The sequence below is a fragment of the Bradyrhizobium sp. AC87j1 genome, assembly GCF_002936975.1.
In the GTDB taxonomy this organism is placed as follows: domain Bacteria; phylum Pseudomonadota; class Alphaproteobacteria; order Rhizobiales; family Xanthobacteraceae; genus Bradyrhizobium; species Bradyrhizobium shewense.
Window position 1 is genome coordinate 18,097 of sequence record NZ_PTFE01000052.1, and the last position, 17,373, is coordinate 35,469.

14 protein-coding genes and 1 tRNA gene are annotated in these 17,373 nt (G+C 64.0%); 8 read left to right on the top strand and 7 right to left on the bottom strand.

Annotation, left to right across the window (positions count from 1 at the left end; translation table 11 throughout):
* Positions 1-12 precede the first annotated feature (12 nt).
* Positions 13-1,218 carry an ABC transporter substrate-binding protein gene (locus CV770_RS24400; protein ID WP_104464166.1) on the top strand — a complete coding sequence of 402 codons (1,206 nt, stop codon included), beginning with the start codon at positions 13-15 and terminating at the stop codon, positions 1,216-1,218.
* A gap of 31 nt (positions 1,219-1,249) precedes the next feature.
* Here CV770_RS24400 and CV770_RS24405 read toward each other — a convergent pair whose 3' ends face one another.
* The 3 genes from CV770_RS24405 to CV770_RS24415 all read right to left on the bottom strand — a co-directional run bounded on the left by CV770_RS24405 (position 1,250) and on the right by CV770_RS24415 (position 6,356).
* Entirely contained in the window at positions 1,250-1,738 is a 489-nt protein-coding gene (locus tag CV770_RS24405) for a DUF2059 domain-containing protein (RefSeq protein ID WP_091955878.1), read from the bottom strand.
* Between the two features lie 29 nt (positions 1,739-1,767).
* Positions 1,768-2,982, bottom strand: coding sequence for an OpgC domain-containing protein (locus tag CV770_RS24410; RefSeq protein WP_104464167.1), 1,215 nt, complete (start codon positions 2,980-2,982; stop codon positions 1,768-1,770).
* A 317-nt stretch (positions 2,983-3,299) separates the two neighbouring features.
* Positions 3,300-6,356 carry an ATP-binding protein gene (locus CV770_RS24415; RefSeq protein WP_104464168.1) on the bottom strand — a complete coding sequence of 1,019 codons (3,057 nt, stop codon included), beginning with the start codon at positions 6,354-6,356 and terminating at the stop codon, positions 3,300-3,302.
* A gap of 263 nt (positions 6,357-6,619) precedes the next feature.
* Here CV770_RS24415 and CV770_RS24420 point away from each other — a divergent pair, with 263 nt between their 5' ends.
* A complete protein-coding gene (locus tag CV770_RS24420; RefSeq protein WP_104464169.1) occupies positions 6,620-7,111 on the top strand; it encodes a hypothetical protein in 492 nt (163 codons plus the stop codon).
* 346 nt (positions 7,112-7,457) lie between these two features.
* Here the strand turns inward: CV770_RS24420 and CV770_RS24430 are convergent, their stop codons facing one another.
* On the bottom strand, positions 7,458-8,357 hold the full coding sequence (locus CV770_RS24430) for an alpha/beta fold hydrolase (protein ID WP_104464170.1): 900 nt from the start codon (positions 8,355-8,357) through the stop codon (positions 7,458-7,460).
* Positions 8,358-8,593: 236 nt separating this feature from the next.
* On the opposite strand from CV770_RS24430, the gene CV770_RS24435 reads away from it, so the two are divergent.
* Together CV770_RS24435 and CV770_RS24440 are read left to right on the top strand one after the other, a co-directional pair.
* Complete coding sequence (locus CV770_RS24435; protein WP_104464171.1) at positions 8,594-9,289, top strand: DUF899 family protein; 696 nt, start codon at positions 8,594-8,596, stop codon at positions 9,287-9,289.
* 350 nt (positions 9,290-9,639) lie between these two features.
* Positions 9,640-10,551 carry an NmrA family NAD(P)-binding protein gene (locus CV770_RS24440; protein WP_104464172.1) on the top strand — a complete coding sequence of 304 codons (912 nt, stop codon included), beginning with the start codon at positions 9,640-9,642 and terminating at the stop codon, positions 10,549-10,551.
* A gap of 70 nt (positions 10,552-10,621) precedes the next feature.
* On the opposite strand, the gene CV770_RS24445 is transcribed toward CV770_RS24440, so the two are convergent.
* A tRNA-Met gene (locus CV770_RS24445) sits at positions 10,622-10,698 on the bottom strand.
* A gap of 369 nt (positions 10,699-11,067) precedes the next feature.
* On the opposite strand from CV770_RS24445, the gene CV770_RS24455 reads away from it, so the two are divergent.
* Together CV770_RS24455 and CV770_RS24460 are read left to right on the top strand one after the other, a co-directional pair.
* On the top strand, positions 11,068-12,444 hold the full coding sequence (locus CV770_RS24455) for a coniferyl aldehyde dehydrogenase (RefSeq protein WP_502693612.1): 1,377 nt from the start codon (positions 11,068-11,070) through the stop codon (positions 12,442-12,444).
* Positions 12,445-12,568: 124 nt separating this feature from the next.
* Positions 12,569-14,167 (top strand): GMC family oxidoreductase, encoded by a 1,599-nt coding sequence (locus CV770_RS24460; RefSeq protein ID WP_104464175.1) that lies wholly within the window; start codon positions 12,569-12,571, stop codon positions 14,165-14,167.
* 175 nt (positions 14,168-14,342) lie between these two features.
* On the opposite strand, the gene CV770_RS24465 is transcribed toward CV770_RS24460, so the two are convergent.
* Positions 14,343-15,104 (bottom strand): SDR family oxidoreductase, encoded by a 762-nt coding sequence (locus CV770_RS24465; RefSeq protein ID WP_104464176.1) that lies wholly within the window; start codon positions 15,102-15,104, stop codon positions 14,343-14,345.
* 110 nt (positions 15,105-15,214) lie between these two features.
* Between CV770_RS24465 and CV770_RS24470 the strand changes: the two genes are divergently transcribed.
* The gene (locus CV770_RS24470; RefSeq protein ID WP_104464177.1) at positions 15,215-15,727 is read left to right on the top strand and encodes a CvpA family protein; all 513 of its coding nucleotides are present in this window, start codon (positions 15,215-15,217) and stop codon (positions 15,725-15,727) included.
* A gap of 203 nt (positions 15,728-15,930) precedes the next feature.
* On the top strand, positions 15,931-16,713 hold the full coding sequence (locus CV770_RS24475) for an SDR family oxidoreductase (protein ID WP_104464178.1): 783 nt from the start codon (positions 15,931-15,933) through the stop codon (positions 16,711-16,713).
* A gap of 142 nt (positions 16,714-16,855) precedes the next feature.
* On the opposite strand, the gene CV770_RS24480 is transcribed toward CV770_RS24475, so the two are convergent.
* Complete coding sequence (locus CV770_RS24480; RefSeq protein ID WP_104464179.1) at positions 16,856-17,323, bottom strand: DUF3775 domain-containing protein; 468 nt, start codon at positions 17,321-17,323, stop codon at positions 16,856-16,858.
* Positions 17,324-17,373 lie beyond the last annotated feature (50 nt).

Consider the following 17,373-nt stretch of genomic DNA (forward strand, 5'->3'; position numbering starts at 1 on the left):
GGAAACGTATCCATGAGACCCATCGCAGCACTCGTGTCTGCGGCCGGCTTGCTGTCGGCTGCCCTGATCACCCCTGCCTCGGCCCAGCAGGCGCCGCTCAAGATCGGCGTGCTCTCCGACTTCTCCTCCGTCTATTCCGACATCGGCGGCATGGGGAATGTCGAGGCGACCAAAATGGCGATCGAGGATTTCGGCGGTCAGATGTTCGGCAAGCCAATCGACATGGTCAGTGCCGACGTGCTCAACAAGCCCGACGTCGCCTCCACCATCGCACGCAAATGGTGGGAGACCGAAGGCGTCGACATGATCATCGACCTGCCGACCTCGGCGACCGCGCTCGCGGTGATGGAGCTGTCGAAGCAGTACGAGAAGATCATGATCGTGACGGATGCGGCCAGCTCCGACATCACGGGAAAATCCTGCTCGCCCTACACCGCGCACTGGACCTACGACACCTATGCCAACGCGCACACCGTCGGCAGCGCCATCGTCAAGAACGGCGGCGACACCTGGTTCTTCCTCACCGCCGACTACGTATTCGGCCATTCGGTCGAGCGCGATACCGGCGATGTCGTGAAGGCCGCGGGCGGCAAGGTGCTGGGCAGCGTCAAGCATCCGCTCAATACCGCCGATTTCTCCTCGTTCCTGCTCCAGGCCCAGGCTTCCAAGGCCAAGATCATCGGCCTCGCCAACGGCGGCGGCGACACCATCAATGCGATCAAGCAGGCCGGCGAGTTCGGCATCGTCGCCGGCGGACAGAACCTGGCGGCGATCGTGATGTTCATCTCCGACGTGCACAGCCTCGGCTTGAAGCTCGCGCAAGGCCTGATCATCACCGAGGCCTATTACTGGGATCTCAACGACAAGTCCCGCGCCTTCGGCAAGCGCTTCCTCGAGCGCGTCAAGCGCATGCCGACGATGAACCAGGCCGCGACCTACAGCGCGACGCTGCATTACCTCAAGGCCGTGCAGGCTGCCGGCACCAGGGACACCAAGACGGTGATGGCGAAGATGCGCGAGCTGCCGGTGAAGGATGCTTTCACGGACAATGGCGTGCTGCGCGAGGACGGCCGCATGGTGCACAGCATGTACCTGTTTCAGGTGAAGAAGCCCGAGGAATCCAAGGGTCCGTGGGATTACTACAAGCTGCTCGCCGAGGTGCCCGCGGACCAGGCGTTTCGGCCCCTGAAGGATGGCGGCTGCCCGCTGGTGAAGTGAGGCTCGCCGCGCGAGCCAGACAACGCACAGCCTACAGCTTGTGTCCCTTCTGGCGCAGCGCCTCGATCAGGCGCTGCTTCAATTCGTCGGCGGCCTTCTGGCTGACGTCCTGGCCGATCTGCGCACTCGCCTGCGCCAGCGCGTCCGACTTCTCCAGGAACTTTCGGCCCGCCGGCTGGGCATAGAACGCCTCGATCTGGCGCAGCTCGTCCACCGTGAAGCTTTGGGCATAGAACGCCGCGATCTGCTCGACCATGGACGCTACGAACGGAGCATAGATCTCGGAGCCGGGTGCCGTCACTGCATCGTAGTCGCGCTCGATCTCCGGCCTGTCCTGCGCAACCACGGGCCGAAGCTTGAGCAGGAGCTGCGGCAGCAATGCGCGGTACTGATCGGCGATCTTCAAGGTGACGACGAGCTTGCGCGCCGCGCTCATCGCCTCCGGCGACGGCGCCTGCGCCGATGCACCGCAGACGAGAAACAGGAGAGCGCCGGCGATCGTCAACAAACGTTTGGACATCAGGCTCTCCAGGAAATGCGGACGATGCTTCAGTGGCTCGCGGGAGCCGCGCCGGCGGTCGCGGCCTGCGCGCTCTCGACCATCTCCGGCTCCTCGACCTCCGTCACCTTCACGAACAGGTTCGGCACGCGCTCGGCGCGGTTGAGCAGCCCGGCCGCGCCGACCATGATGACGATGCCGATGATGGAGACGGCGAACTGCTCCCAGACGCCCTTGGTGTATTGCGTCAGGATCCAGTGCGCCGAGAACGACAGGAACACACCGAGGCAGAAGATCGGCAGCGAATGCTGGCCGCAGAGGATCACGGGGCGCAGCCAGACCCCATGCAGCGCCCGCCATTTGCGCGAGAGGAAGTGGGTGACCCAGATTGCCAATGCCAGGAAATGCGTGAAGCGCAACATGTCGAGGTCGGTCTTGTCGATGGGGTAGATCGCCTTGATCATCCATTTCGGGATCAGCGCCTCGAGCGCGGGGACGTGCCAGGTCATCACGATCAGCAGCGCGAACACCAGCCAGGCCGCGGCCAGACCCATCGCCGCCCTCGACCACACCCATCTGGCGACCTTGTCGATCTGGCCGACGCCGCACCAGGCTGCGAACACGAACATCAGCTGCCAGCAGAACGGATTGAAGTACCAGGTCGTGCCGGGCGGATAGGAGGCGACGTTCCAGTTGAACCAGCGCGCCAGCACGTAGAGCACGACCGAGGCGGCCAGCGTCAGGTTCGGCCGGCGCACCAGGCACCAGACGATGAAGGGCGAGGCGAGCACCAGCGTGATGTAGAGCGGCAACACGTCGAGATTGACCGGCTTGTATTTCAGCACGATCGCCTGCCCGATCAGCTCATCCGGATGCGCCAGGAAGTTGAACACGTTGAACTCGTGCTGGTACATCGGATTGTCGAAGCGACGCGCGGTGCGGGCGATCTGCGCGGTGAACAGCAGGAACAGCATGATGTGCGCGACATACAGCTCGGCCGCACGCCGCCACAGCCGCTTCGCTGCGGCGAGAAACCAGCCGCCGGCGACGATCGGTCCGTAGATCCAGCCGACCAGATAGCCGGAGATGAAGACGAAGAATTCGGCGGCATCGCTGAAGCCGTAATTGCGCAGCGTCAGCCAGGCCACGACGTCGTGCGGGATGTGGTCGAGGAAGATCATCCACAGGCCGATGCCGCGGAAGAGATCGAGCCTGAGGTCGCGCTCGACCGGCGCCAACAAAGCTGACTGGTCCCGTGTGATCATGGCCCCGCCTCATCCGGTAGGCGTCGCGCCATCGCGGCGCCGGCAAAATGCGATGCTAAAAAATCGAGATCAAAAGTCACCTGGCCCTGCGGCTAGTCACCGACGGTAGCCCACCTTGGCGTCCGCGCAAGGGCTTCGTCACTGCGGTGAGCGAGGCTGCATCTCGCAGCCGCCTGGAGGCGGCGCCCGACCAATAATGTCGAAAACAACCCCATGCACAGTAGCTAACCCGTTGTACTACCTACGAGATTCATTCGGCATTTTGGGCCGACGGTTGGGTCCGCGGCGACAAGGTGCAGACCCGACCGGACGCGGCGTCAGATGAGTTCGCTGCCCTGGGCGAGCACCTCGGTCAGCATCGCCTCGGCCTTGCGCTGGAGCGGCAGCGCGCCGCTTTCGGAGGCGATCGCGATGGCCGCGCGCAGGGCGGTAAGGATGGCCGCCCTGCTCTCCGTACTGGAGGCGGGCGTCACAACGGCTTCGCCGAACAGGGCCTCGGCCTCGAGGCCCGAAAACCCCTGCTGGCGGGCGGTGTTGCGCGCCTCGCGCAGCATGTTCTGCGCGGCCCTGACATCGCCGAGGCGGCATGTCGCGAGCGCAAGGTAGATCGAGCTACGCAGCACCGCCGAGGTGTAGCCGACCGCCTTGGCCTCCTCGCGCGCCTCGGTCAGCATGCCGCGCGCCCGGTCGAACAGGCCCTGCTCCAGATAGGCCATGCCGAGGTGGCAGGCGAGCACCGGCACGAACAGGCGGATGCCGTGCTTCTGCGCCAGGACAAACCCGTCTTCGAGGATGGCGGCGGCCGCCGCCGGGTCGCCCCGGCCGAGCATCAGCCAGCCGCCGCTATAGGCGGCGGCGACGCGGTCGTAGGGACGGCCGGTCTCCTCGGCGATCGCGGCGGCCTGTTGCTGGAGCTGCCCAGCGGCGTCGAGCTCACCCATGACGGTGTGGGTGATGCCGTTCATCATGCAGCAGAGGAGGAGCAAGGATCGTGGAGTCGTGCCAATCGGGGCACTCGATGCCGAGCCCACGAGACCGGCACGTGCCGCGGCCAGCATCTTCTCGGCGCTTTGATAGCGGCCGCAGAGAAAATAGGCCTGCCCAAGACCATATTGCGCGAGATTACGCCAGCCGGGATTGCCTGAGCTTTCCGCCAGACGCACGACCTCTTCCCCGATCGCGACAGCTTCGACCGGCGTTCCGTAGAAGTTCTGCGCGCCCGCTCTCACGGTCATGGCCGCGATCTTGCGCCCGATGTCGTCGATTGCATCGGCGCGCCGTTCGGCTTCGCGTCCCAGATCCAGGGCTTCGGCGACGCGCCCCGATCCGGCAAAGGCCAAGCGCGCCTCCATCCGGAGATCGATGGCGTCCGCTTCTCGCGCTTGCGTCACCGGGGTCTTGTCGAGAGACCCCATTGCGATCTCGAAATAGTCGACCGCGTCGGCATAGGCTGAGCGCACCAGACATTTTCGAGCGGCGCTTCTGCCATGGTGAAACGCCTTGTGCCAATCCTTCGCCCTCGTCGCGTGATAGCAGAGCGCGTCCGGCCCGTCGTTCGATGCCTCGTCGTCCTCGAGCGCTGCGAGGATGCTGGCATGGATGCTTTCGCGCACCTTTTCGACCATGGAATCGTAGGTCACTTGCCGGACCATCTCGTGCCGAAATTCGAGCGAGTCCTCCAACTCGCTATCGATCCTGACGAGCAGTTCGGCCCGGTCGAGCGCGGTGAGGCAATCCTGCAGCACGCCTTCCGGCAAGGCCGCGATCTTCCGAAGCAGGGCCTGGTTTGTCCGGGGACCAAACGCCGCGGCGATCTGCAGGAGCGATCGCTCCTGTCGTGACACGCGATCGAGCCGCGCCGCGATCACACCTTGAATGCTGGTGGGAATGCCGAGCTCTTCCACGGGACGCGCAAGAGACAGGTCGCCCCATTGACCGAGGAGCATGCCGCTGTCCTTCAGACTGCGGCAGACTTCCTCGATGAACAGCGGAACGTTGGCGGTATGGGAGATGATCCGGTTTTTCAGATCCGCGTTGGTGGTGGCGGGGCCGAGCATTTCGGCGAGCATGGCCAAGCCCGAATCGTCGTCGAGGGGCCGCATGGCCACGATCTCTGCGTGACAGCGCGCAATCCACACCGGCATCCCGTTGGGCCGCGTGGTCAGCAGCACGAGCAAATCGGGACATTGCAGCGCGGAGAGAGTGGCCATGACCGTATCGCTGGCCCGATCGATCCAGTGCAGGTCCTCGATCAGAAGGATCGTGCGCTGACGACGGGCGATGCTCTCGACGATGGCGCAGCTCGCATCTGAAATCGCGCGCCCGCGCGCGTGCGGCTCCAGTTCGTCCCATTGCGGATCGGAGATCGGCAGGTCCAGGACCGCGTCGATGGCTCGCTGCTGCACGGCCGGCAACGCCCCTCTGGGATCATCCGCCCTGGCCTGATCCCTTGCGGCCGACTCGAAGATCGACAGCAACAATCGCTTGAGGGCGCTGTACGGCGCGCCCTGGAGATTCGGGCTGCACTCGGCATCGATCAGCCGCCAGCCGCTGGCGCGAAGGTCCTGCGCGAACTCGTGCGCAAGCCGCGACTTTCCGATGCCGGCGTCACCCATGAGCAGAACGGTCTGGCGGCTGGCGCTGACCCTTTCGGCCGCACGCCACAGCAAGGCCCGCTCCGTCGTGCGGTCGACAAATCGGGAAACACTGCGCGCACGCCGGACCCGCCAGCTCGAAAGATCGCTCGCGCCCATGACCCGGTACACAGGCATCGGCTCGCCGAAACCGCGGAGCGTCTTGCGGCCCAGGAATTCAAAGCGGACGTGTCCATCCGCGAGCTTCTGACAGGCCTCAGAGACGTAGACCTGGTTCGCTTCGGCCGCCGCTTCCAGCCGCGCGGCCAGATGCTGGGCGGCCCCGCCGATCTCATAGACCTTGGAAAATTCGCTGGCGACCATGTAGGCGACCACATGGCCCGAGTGGAGCCCGACCCGGACCTGGAGACCGGGATCGCCCAGGCTGCCAACACGCCGGACGAGCTCGATGGCCGCGTGGCAGGCGAGCGGCGCGTGGTTGTCGTCGGCGATCGGGGCACCGAACACGGCGGCCAGCCCGTCTCCCAGCTCCTTGCTGACGATGCCACCGAACTGGCGCACCGCGCCTCTCATCGCCGCGAGAGCCGGCTCAAGGCGCGACACCGCGGCCTCCGGCTCCAGCTCGGCGACAAGCCCTGTGGAATCGACGACGTCGGCGCGCAAAATCGTCACGAACCGCCGTTCGCTGTCGGGCTCAACGCGCTCGCGGACCGCCGCTCCGCATTTGGAGCACCAGCTGTCGCCCGGACCGATTGCCGACTGACACGCGAAGCAATTCATTCCAGCGCCTTCAAACGACTGCCTCAGCAGTCTTCGCTACCCGCGCCCACGAGACGTTCGGCTTACATTACCAATAGGGGACTGCATGGCAATTAGGCTTGCGGGATACGCGACCTTACCGGATGGTAGCTCGCTGGACGAAGTACAGTCGTGGGTGGTAGCGTGCCTGCACACAACAAATTGTGTGATCGGCCGCCGCATCGCGCGTATTTGCGGCCAGACGCTACGGTTTTTGACAAACAAACATATCGAGGAAAGAGGCGATGGCCGGACTGGTATATAGCGGCAAGGCATTTCGAGACTTGATGAACGCCAATTACTATCCCCTGGCGAACATGAAAAAGAGCGTCGCCAAGCTGAAGGCATCCGACGACATCGACCTGCCGACCCTGGAATACGGCCAGTACCATTTGATCTTGAACCCGCCGTCGAGGTGGCCGCAGGGCAGCGCCAAGTACTGGCACAAGGAGAAGGGCCGCGCCCGCGTCGACCTCAGCACCCAGCCGAACACGGTCCCGCTCTCCAAGGACGAGCCCGGCGTCATCCCGCTGACACGATGTGACCTGCTCGATGCCTGCGTGCGCAAATGCTTCAACTCCGAGCCGCCGATCCCGATGAAGACGAAGATCATCACCCACGCGGCAAGCGATGCCTATGCCCATCGACACGAGATCCGGTTGGAGTGGGAATACAAGAAAGGCTCGGACAAGCCGGCGCTGCTGAACCTGACGATGGTCTGTCCGTATCGATCCTGATCTGCAGACGCAACCGGCTTCGATCGTCGCCCGCGCACTTGAGGTGCGCGGGCGTTTTGTTTGCAAGGGCCGCGCGCGCGTCGCGCCCGTCCCACCTCCCGTCATGGGCCTGTCGTAGCAAGATGATCCGCTGCCCTCCGCTCGCCCGCGCGGGTCGCCGCCTCAAGGGAGCGACGCGCCGGTTTGAGAGGAGCGGCCGATTCCCGTTGGACTCTTGGAGGTCGAAGGCACCATCGAGGTCGGCCAGTTCTGGCCGGAGGGGCGGTCGGACGCCGACACCACCAAGGTCGTGGTGAGCATCGCGCCGGACGCGAGCGAGCCATCTTCGCAGGTTGCGGACGGGCGACTAGCTATCGCTCCCGAAGAACCGATTCAGCTCATGGGCCGTCTGCTGCGGAATATCCTCCGGAAAGAAGTGCCCGCCATCGAGCGGCTTTCCTTGCACGTCATCGGCCCAGGTCCGCCATAGCCCCAAGGGGCCGCCCTCGCTCGCATACCAGGAATTCAACGGGCCGCGGCCGCTCCAGAGGATCAGGACAGGGCAATCAATCCGGCGGCCGGAATTGCGATCCGCCAGATCGTGCTCATGATCGATCGTCGCCGCCGCGCGATATTCCTCGCAGATCGCGTGAACATGCGCCTCATCGCGCAACGCCTCGACATAGGATGTCCGGACGGCCCGACTGAAACTGTCTGCTCGCGACCCCCAGCCATGGAGCGCATTGTCGATGACGGCATCGGGAGCTGCGGACACTAGCCGCTCAGGGAGAGGTTCAGGCTGCGCGAGCAACGACCAGGGCCAATAGCCGACCGCCAGTTTCTTGTCGGTGCGCTCCCAGGCATCGGCGATCGGAATGATGTCGAGGACGGCGAGCCGTTCCACGCGTTCGCCATGGTCGAGCGCCATCCGATAAGCGACGCGGCCGCCACGATCATGGCCCACAACCGAGAAACGGTCGAAGCCAAGCCTTGCCATGACGGACACCATGTCCTTTGCCATCGCCCGTTTCGAATATGGCGCGTGGTCCGGGCTGGAGGGCGGACAAGCGCTGCGACCATATCCGCGAAGATCGGCGCAGACTACGGTGAAGTCTTGCGCGAGCAATGGCGCAACGTCTCGCCACATCAGATGCGTCTGGGGAAATCCGTGCAGCAGGAGAATGGGCGGTCCCGAACCGGCCCGACGGATGAAAATCCGCGCTTCCTCGGCTGGAACATCGGCGGCTTCGAAATCCTCGAACTTCATGGGACCAGTCCCTTCCGAACGACGGCGAATCAAGCAGCAAGTTCTATCCCGCAGTCTCATATGACGCCCGGATGCAGGTTGGGTTCCGCCGCGATATCGTGTCGTTCGAGCGACGTTGCGATGGATTTGCGGCGCACTCACTTACGCGACGGCTTTCCGAATAAGTGAGCGGAAGTGTCGGAACGAGGTGCCATTGGACGTCTTCAGAGATATCGGCCCCAACCAGAGGTCACGCCATGGATAGTTCCATCCTGAAGCCTGCTTCCGAGCTCGCTCGCACGAACAAAGCTCATTTTCCCAACGAAAGCGCCGACTACCGCCGCGCTCGGCAAAGCCTCCTGGCCGAGGAGATCGAGCTGCGTCGTCATATCGAGCGTGTCGCTGAACTGCGCCGGGCCCTGCCGCCCGGCGGCGAGGTGAAGAAGAACTACGCGTTCGAAGGCGAGAATGGCAAAGTGAATTTCGTCGATTTGTTCGGCGGCAAGCAGACGCTCGCGATCTACAGCTACATGTTCGGCCCGCAGCGGGAGACGCCGTGCCCGATGTGCACCTCATTCATGAGCACGTGGGAGCACAAATTGCCCGACATCGAGCAGCGTATTGCGTTCGTCTTCATCGCGCGATCGCCGGTCGCTCGATTGATCAAGGCAAAGAAAGCGCGTGGCTGGACACGACACAAGATCTTCTCTGACATCTCGGGGGACTACACGCGCGATTACGTTAGCGCCGAGGATGCTGATGTGCCCGGCTACAGCGTGTTCACGCAGCGCGATGGCACGATCCGGCATTTCTGGTCCGGCGAGATGGGTGCCACGATGGCCGACCCCCAACAGGACCCACGTGGCGCGCCCGACATCGATCCGCTCTGGACCATCCTCGACACCACGCCAGACGGGCGCGGCACCGACTGGTATCCAAAGCTCGCTTACTGAGCGCTTTCTGCTGTCATTGACCGCGCGTGCCGCGCATCCGAATGCAAAGGTCGCATGGCAGACGATGACCTCTATAAGGTCACAAAACCCAAAACAAAGATGGCCCGCGCCATGCGGGCCATTTTCGTCTCGGACCCAGTAAAATCCGAACTTGGTTGCGGGGATGCGCACCCACCGATACCGAGGCGGCCGCACGACTTTCGCGAACGCTCTCCGAATAATTGAGAGGAGGTGTCGGAACGAGGCGCCGCCGGCAACTGTGATTTGCGCCCTTCCTATCCTACTGGGTCGATTACGGAACCATGGGCGACTCGGAATATTTATCCGATTCAGCCTTATGGAGAGCAGAAATGTTCATCGTGATCGGAGCAAACGGCCGTGTCGGCTCAGCGGTGGCGTCGACGTTGCTGAGTGCAGGTCGGCCAGTCACGGCCGTGCTTCACAGCAGCGACAACGATGCCGATTGGCGCAAACGCGGCGCACAGACCGCGGTCGTCGATGTGCGCAACACCGAAGCCCTGCGTGCGGTGTTCAGGACGGGCACCCGCGCTTTCCTGCTAAACCCGAACGCCGATGTCTCGACCGACACCGATCGTGAGGAACATGCTACTGTTCGGAGCATCGTCGCGGCAGTCGACGGATCTGGTCTTGAGAAAGTCGTCGCGGCGTCCACTTATGGCGCCCAGCCGGGCGAGCGCTGCGGGGATCTCAATATCCTCTACGATTTCGAGCAGGCGCTTGCCGCGCGATCGACACCGGCGACTATACAGCGGGGCGCCTACTACATGAGCAACTGGGACGAAATGCTCGGTGCCGCGAAGCGAGGCGTGTTGCCGACAATGATTCCGGGGGACATGAAGATCCCGATGGTCGCGCCCGCCGATCTCGGCAAAGCGGCCGCGCGCCATCTACTGGCACGGCCCTGCGATCATGATGTACATTATGTCGAAGGACCCGAGCGCTATTCGCCGCAGGACGTAGCGGATGTCTTCGCGGCGGCGCTCGGCAATCCGGTGAAGGTCGAGGTCCTACCGCGCGATCAATGGATTGCGGCTTATCGAAAGCTGGGCTTCTCTGCCGCAGCGGCCGAGTCTTATGCGCGAATGACCGCGGTCAGCGTCGATAGCGGCTTTGCGATGTCGGCGCCCTTCGAACGCGGGAGGACCACTCTCGAAGATTATATTGGCGCGCTTGTCGCCAAGTCGCGCGGCTCGCACGCTCTGCCAGGGGGGCACGGCGCGGCTCGAGAGAGTCGACATTGAGGCTCTTCCCCCAAAAAAAATGGCCCGCATCCAGCGGGCCATTTTCTCATCGGAACCGGCATTCCGAATTTGGTTGCGGGGATAGGATTTGAACCTATGACCTTCAGGTTATGAGCCTGACGAGCTACCGGGCTGCTCCACCCCGCGTTAAACACTTGCTTTGCCTTCAGTTGGATCCCGGGGACGGTCGGTTGAGGCCCGCGCTGTTCGCGTGGCTTTTCTCGTCCGTCCCAAAGGCTTCCTTGGAAGGCAACCCCGGGCAAAGCCCGTCGGGTGCGGGGGGTATGTACCAACCCGAGCTGCCTTTGGAAAGGGCCGCGGGAACGTTTTTTTCGACTTTATGACAGGGGAAGCGACCGATTTCGGCTGCATTCCCTGCACTCTTGCCAGAAGTTCCACAAAGGGCCAGCTTGCGGCAACAAGATAAGGCTGAAACGCGCCCTTGAGGGAGGAACGCCCGTGGAAAAATCCCTGACGAGCGCCCCGGTCGGAGCGCTGGAGGAGGCCTTTCACGCCATGGTCGCGCGGTCGCGGGACGAGCCGCCGGCCGGCCTTGCCGAGCGGCTCGACCGGCTGGCGCGGTTGCGCGCCGTGGTCGCCGATAACGAGGAGCGCTTCCGGCAGGCGATCTCGGCCGATTTCGGCCACCGCTCGGCGGTCGAGACCACCATCGCCGAGACGATGCTGCTGTTCTCCGAGATCCGGCACGCCACAAAACACCTCAAGAGCTGGATGGCGCCGCAGCGCGTCGCCACCGCGCTGCAATTCCTGCCGGCGCGCAACCGGCTGATGCCCCAGCCGCTCGGCGTCGTCGGCATCATCGCTCCCTGGAATTATCCGCTCCAGCTCACGCTCGCACCCGCGATCGGCGCGCTCGCCGCCGGCAACCGCGTCCTGATCAAGCCGAGCGAGCTGTCGCCGCACTTTTCCGCGCTTCTGAAGGAGACGGTCGCCGCAAGGTTCGATGCGCAGGAGCTGCTCGTCACCGGCATCGAGGACGAGGTGGCGAAAGCCTTTGCACATCTGCCGTTCGACCATCTCGTGTTCACCGGCTCGACCCGGGTCGGGCGGCTGGTCGCGGAGGCCGCGGGGCGCAATCTGGTGCCCGTCACGCTCGAGCTCGGCGGCAAGTCGCCCGCGATCATCGACGCCTCGGCCGACCTCGAAGAGGCAGCCCAGCGCATCGCCTACGGAAAACTGCTCAATGCCGGGCAGACCTGCATCGCGCCGGACTATGTGCTGGTGCCTGAGCGCTCGTTGCAGGCCTTCGCCGAGAAGGTGCGCGCCCAGATGCGGCGGATGTTCGGCACCGATCCCTCAAACAAGGACTACACCTCGATCATCTCGGATCGGCATTACGCCCGGCTCGAAGGCCTCGTCGCGGACGCGGCGCAGCGCGGCGCAAAAATCCTGCAGCCGGCGAAGCCGGACGATCCGAACTGGAAGGCGCATCGCAAATTTCCACCGACGCTGATCGTCGGGGCGACCGAGGCGATGACGGTGATGCAGGAGGAGATCTTTGGGCCGGTGCTGCCGGTGCTCGGCTATCGGGATCCCGCCGAGGCGATCAGCTTCGTCAACCAGCGCGACCGGCCGCTGGCGCTGTACTGGTTCGGCAAGGACCGCACTGCGCGCGACGAGGTGCTGGCGCGCACCATCTCCGGCGGCGTCACAATCAACGACTGCCTGTTTCACTTCACGCAAATCAACCAGCCGATGGGCGGCGTGGGCGCATCCGGCACCGGCGCCTATCACGGCGAATGGGGCTTTCGCACCTTCAGCAAGCTGAAGCCGGTGTTCTATCGCTCCAAGTTCAACCGCCTCGCCGATCTCTATCCGCCCTATGGCGGCAAGATCGCGCGGCTGGAGAAGTTGATGCGGTTCATGTCGTAGGGAGGCAAACACCGTCATTGCGAGCGCAGCGAAGCAATCCAGAATCCCTCCGCGGAGACAGCCTGGATTGCTTCGCTACGCTCGCAATGACGAAAACAACAAAGAATTTTCGTGGGGGAAACAAGTGATCGACACATTCGATTTCGTCGTCGTGGGCGCGGGCTCCGGCGGCTGCACGGTTGCGGGGCGGCTGTCGGAGGATGCGGCGACATCCGTGGCGTTGCTCGATGCAGGCGGGACGAACGACAATTGGCGCATCACCACACCGTTTGGGCTTGCTCTACCTTACAAAACGGCCAACTGGGCTTTCGATACCGTACCGCAAATGGGATTGAACGGCCGCATCGGCTATCAACCGCGCGGCAAGGGTCTTGGCGGCTCCTCGGCGATCAACGCCATGGTCTACATCCGCGGCCACAAATGGGACTACGACCACTGGGCTTCGCTCGGCAATGCCGGCTGGTCGTATGCCGACGTCCTGCCCTATTTCAAGCGCTCGGAGGACAACTCCGATTTCGACGGCGAGTATCACGGCAAGGGCGGCCCGCTGCATGTCAACCGGCTGCGCGCGGACAATCCGATCCATGATGTCTTCCATCAGGCCGCACGCGAGGCGCAGTTCCGCATTCGCGAGGACTTCAATGGTGAGGATCACGAAGGGCTCGGCAGCTATCAGGTGACGCAGCACAATGGCGAACGCTGGAGCGCGGCACGCGCCTATGTGCATCCCCACATCGGCAAGCGAGCCAATCTGCGCGTCGAGACGGGCGCACACGCCACGAAAATCCTATTCGAGGGCGGGCGCGCCGTCGGCATCGAATATGTGCAGGGCAAGCAGACGAAGCAGCTGCGCGCGCGCCGCGAGGTGATCCTTGCTGGCGGCGCCTTCCAGTCACCGCAGATGCTGATGTTGTCGGGCATCGGCGATGGAGATGCGCTTGGCAAGCACGGCATTGGCGTCGTGCACCATCTGCCCGGCGTCGGGCGCAATCTGCAGGACCACCCGGATTTCGTGTTCGTCTACGCCTCCGACTATCCGCACTTGGTTCATGCCTCGCTCGGACGGTTGCCGTCCCTTATCCGCGCCATCCAGCGCTATCGCCGCGAACGGCGCGGCCTGATGACCACCAATTTCGCCGAGTGCGGCGGCTTTTTGAAAACCCGGCCCGATCTCGACGTACCTGACATCCAGCTGCACTTCGTCATCGCGATGCTCGACGACCACGGCCGCAAGAAGCACAAGGAGGCGGGCTTCTCATGTCACGTCTGCCTGCTACGGCCGAAGAGCCGCGGCAGCGTGTCCCTGAAGAGCGCCGATCCGCTCGCAGCGCCCTTGATCGATCCGAACTTTTTGGGCGAAGCGGAGGATCTCGAGAGGATGGTCGCGGGCTTCAAGACCACGCGGCGGCTGATGGAGACGCCGGCGCTGCGCGCGCTGCAGAAGAAGGACATGTTCACGTCCGACGTGCGAACCGACGACGACATCCGCAATATTTTGCGTAATCGCGTGGACACCGTCTATCACCCCGTTGGCACCTGCAAGATGGGGACAGATGCGATGGCCGTGGTCGATCCGGCACTGAAGGTGCACGGCGTCGAGGCCTTGCGCGTCGTCGACGCCTCGATCATGCCGACGCTGATCGGCGGCAACACCAACGCGCCGACCATCATGATCGGGGAGAAGGCGGCGGATATGATCAGGGCGGAGATGCGGGCGAGTTAGGCGACGCTGCCGCGTCATTCTCGGTGTCGTCCCCGCGAACGCGGGGACCCATAACCACAGGGAGTAGTTGTGGCGCGAGATGTTAACCCCGAGTCCTCGCCAAATTTCTCCCTGTGGCTATGGGTCCCGGATCTGCGCGCGCTTGAGGCGCGCTTGTCCGGGACGACAGCCGGGCTCAATTGAGCAGGAAACCACCGTCGACCGTGATCACGCTCCCCGTCATGTACCGCGATGCCTGTGACGCCAGCAGCAAAATCGCGCCGTCGAGATCGGACTCTGCGCCGACACGGCGCTGCGGGATGCGCTTGGCCAGGCGTTCGCCGGCCGGCGTCGACCAGAAAGCGTGGTTCATCTCGGTGTCGATATAGCCGGGCGCGAGCGCGTTGATGCGGATGTTCTGGCCGGCGAGCTCCAGCGCCATCGCCTTCGTCGCCTGGATGATGCCGGCCTTGGAGATCGCGTAGGGCGACACCGCCTTCAGGACGCCGGTGCCGAGCACGGAGGCGATGTTGACGATGTTGCCTGACTGCTCGCGGGCGATCATGCGCCGCGCGACTTCCGTCGCGAGGAAATAGGCGCCCTTCAGGTTCGCGCCGATCACCGCGTCCCAATCCGCTTCGGTCTGCTCGGTGGCGAGCTTCTCGATGGCGATGCCGGCATTGTTGATCAGCACCGTGACGGGACCGAGCGCGGCCTCTGCCGCGTCGACGGCCCGCGCGATCGAGGCCGTGTCGGTGACGTCGAGCGCGACCGCGGCGGCGCGGCCGCCCTTGCCGCGGATCTCCTCCTCCAGGCTCTTCAGCTTGTCGGCCTGACGCGCCGCGAGCGCGACGGCTGCCCCGTGGGCGGCGAGCACCCGGGCAAATTGCCGCCCCAGCCCCTGGCTCGCGCCCGTGACGAGGATGGTTTCTTTACTGACGTCAAATAGGTCTGACATTGGCGATAACCCTTACGCTCTTGGAGCCATCAATACAGACGATTTTAGCGATCTGAAACCGGAATGATCGGTCCGGCGTTCATTCGTTCCATCGGGGCCGGGTTTTGCTGATGAACAATTTCGATCTCGCCGTCTACGCCGCGCTCGCTATCGCGGTCGGCTTCGGCTTCAGGACCGGCCTGCTCCGCAGCGCCATGACCATCCTCGCCTATCTCCTCGCCGCGCCGATCGCAGTCGCGCTTATGCCGCTGATCGTGCCGCAGATCGCCGGCAACCCGAATGCGCCATTGCTGCAGAACTGGATCTGGCTGTTCGGCATTTTCGTGGTGGTCGGCATGCTGTTCGGCTATATCGGCCGCCTGGCGCTGAACGACACGATCCGCGACGCCGGCATCGGCGACCGGCTCGGCGGCGCTGCGCTCGGTGCCGTCAGGGTCGGTCTCGTCGCCACCACGCTGGTGCTGGTGTTCGACCAGATCGTGCCGGCCAACAAACAGCCGCCGTTTCTCGCCGGCTCGCATCTGCGGCCGCTGTTCTCGACGGCGGGTCAGATGGGCTTCAAGTCGCTGCCCCCTGAAGCGACCTCCGCGATCGACCGCCTCAAGCAGGAGCGGCGCATCTGACGCGCGATAAGATCGCGCCGTTGTTGTTTGGGCATGATCTTTTCGGAAAACCGCTACGCACTTTTCCGGATCATGCCTGCGCATTTGCATCGCCGCGCGGACACGCCATGCATTTTGATGCGAGCCCATGCCTTATCAGCGGCGCCGATGTTGGCTAGAATGGATGCCATCCAAAACCTGCCTGACATTACGGGAGTGAAACAGTGGATCTTGGGATCAAAGGTCGCCGCGCCATCGTCTGCGCATCCAGCAAGGGCCTCGGTCGTGCCTGCGCCATCTCGCTGGCGGAGGCCGGCGTTGATGTCACGCTGACCGCGCGCGGCGCGGAAGCTTTGAAGAAGACGGCGGACGAGATCCGGAAAACCTATCCTGATGTGAAGGTCACCGAGATCGTCGGCGACATCACGACGCCGGCCGGCCGCGAAGCCGTGCTGAAGGCCTGCCCCGAGCCCGACATCCTGATCAACAACGCCGGCGGCCCGCCGCCCGGCGATTTCCGCAACTGGACCCGCGACGACTGGATCAAGGCGATCGACGCCAACATGCTGACGCCGATCGAGCTGATCAAGGCGACGGTGGACGGCATGATGGCGCGCAAGTTCGGCCGCATCGTCAACATCACCTCGGCTGCGGTGAAGGCGCCGATCGACATCCTCGGCCTCTCCAACGGCGCGCGCGCCGGCCTCACCGGCTTCATCGCCGGCCTGTCGCGCAAGACCGTGATCAACAACGTCACCATCAACGGCCTGCTGCCCGGCCCGTTCGAGACCGACCGCCTGACCGGCACCGCAAAGGCCGAGGCCGACAAGCGCGGCGTCTCGGCCGAGCAGATCCTGACCGAGCGCGCCAAGCTCAACCCCGCCGGGCGCTTCGGCCAGCCCGACGAGTTCGGATATGCCTGCGCCTTCCTGTGCGGCGCCAAGGCCGGCTTCATCACCGGGCAGAACATTCTGCTGGATGGCGGCGCGTTCCCGGGGACGTTGTAAATCGCATTCGCAACGGCGCATTCCACGAAAGATCGTCATGCCCGGGCTTGTCCCGGGCATCCACATTCTTTGTTCAGCAAAGTAAGACGTGGATGGCCGGGTCAAGCCCGGCCATGACGGTGGAGGCGTCAGAGCCCGATCATCACCGCCGTTTCGTCGGTTCGTCTTCGTCCCGTTCGCTCGGGTCGGCCGTCGTGCGCTCGTCTGTCCAGTCAATGCCGAATTCGTCGAGCCCGCCTGCGAGCAGATCGCCCAGCATCGGCTCGCCGAGCAGATAGTGCACCGTTTCGCGGCGCGGGCTGCGATATTCGGTGCGCGCCTCCACCGCACGGGCGCGCAAATCGTCCCAGTCATCGATGGTGCCGTCGCCGCGACCGAGCCATGTCAGCGTGACGAGATCAAGCTGCTCGTCCTCGTTCAAGGCGATCATGAAGCTGCCGAGCTCTTGGACAACAGGATCGGAGCCGTCATCCTCGAGGACGTCGACCGCGTCGTCATCGGTCGGGTTCGAGCCGGAATCCGGATCGGAATCCCCCTCCTTGACGTCGAATTCACGCGCCTTCTCGATGATGAAGGCGACTTTCTCCGCGGAAATCGCAAGCTCTGGCATGGCTTCCTCTTCGGCTTTTTCCTGGGGTTCCCGCGATAACGCCGCACCGC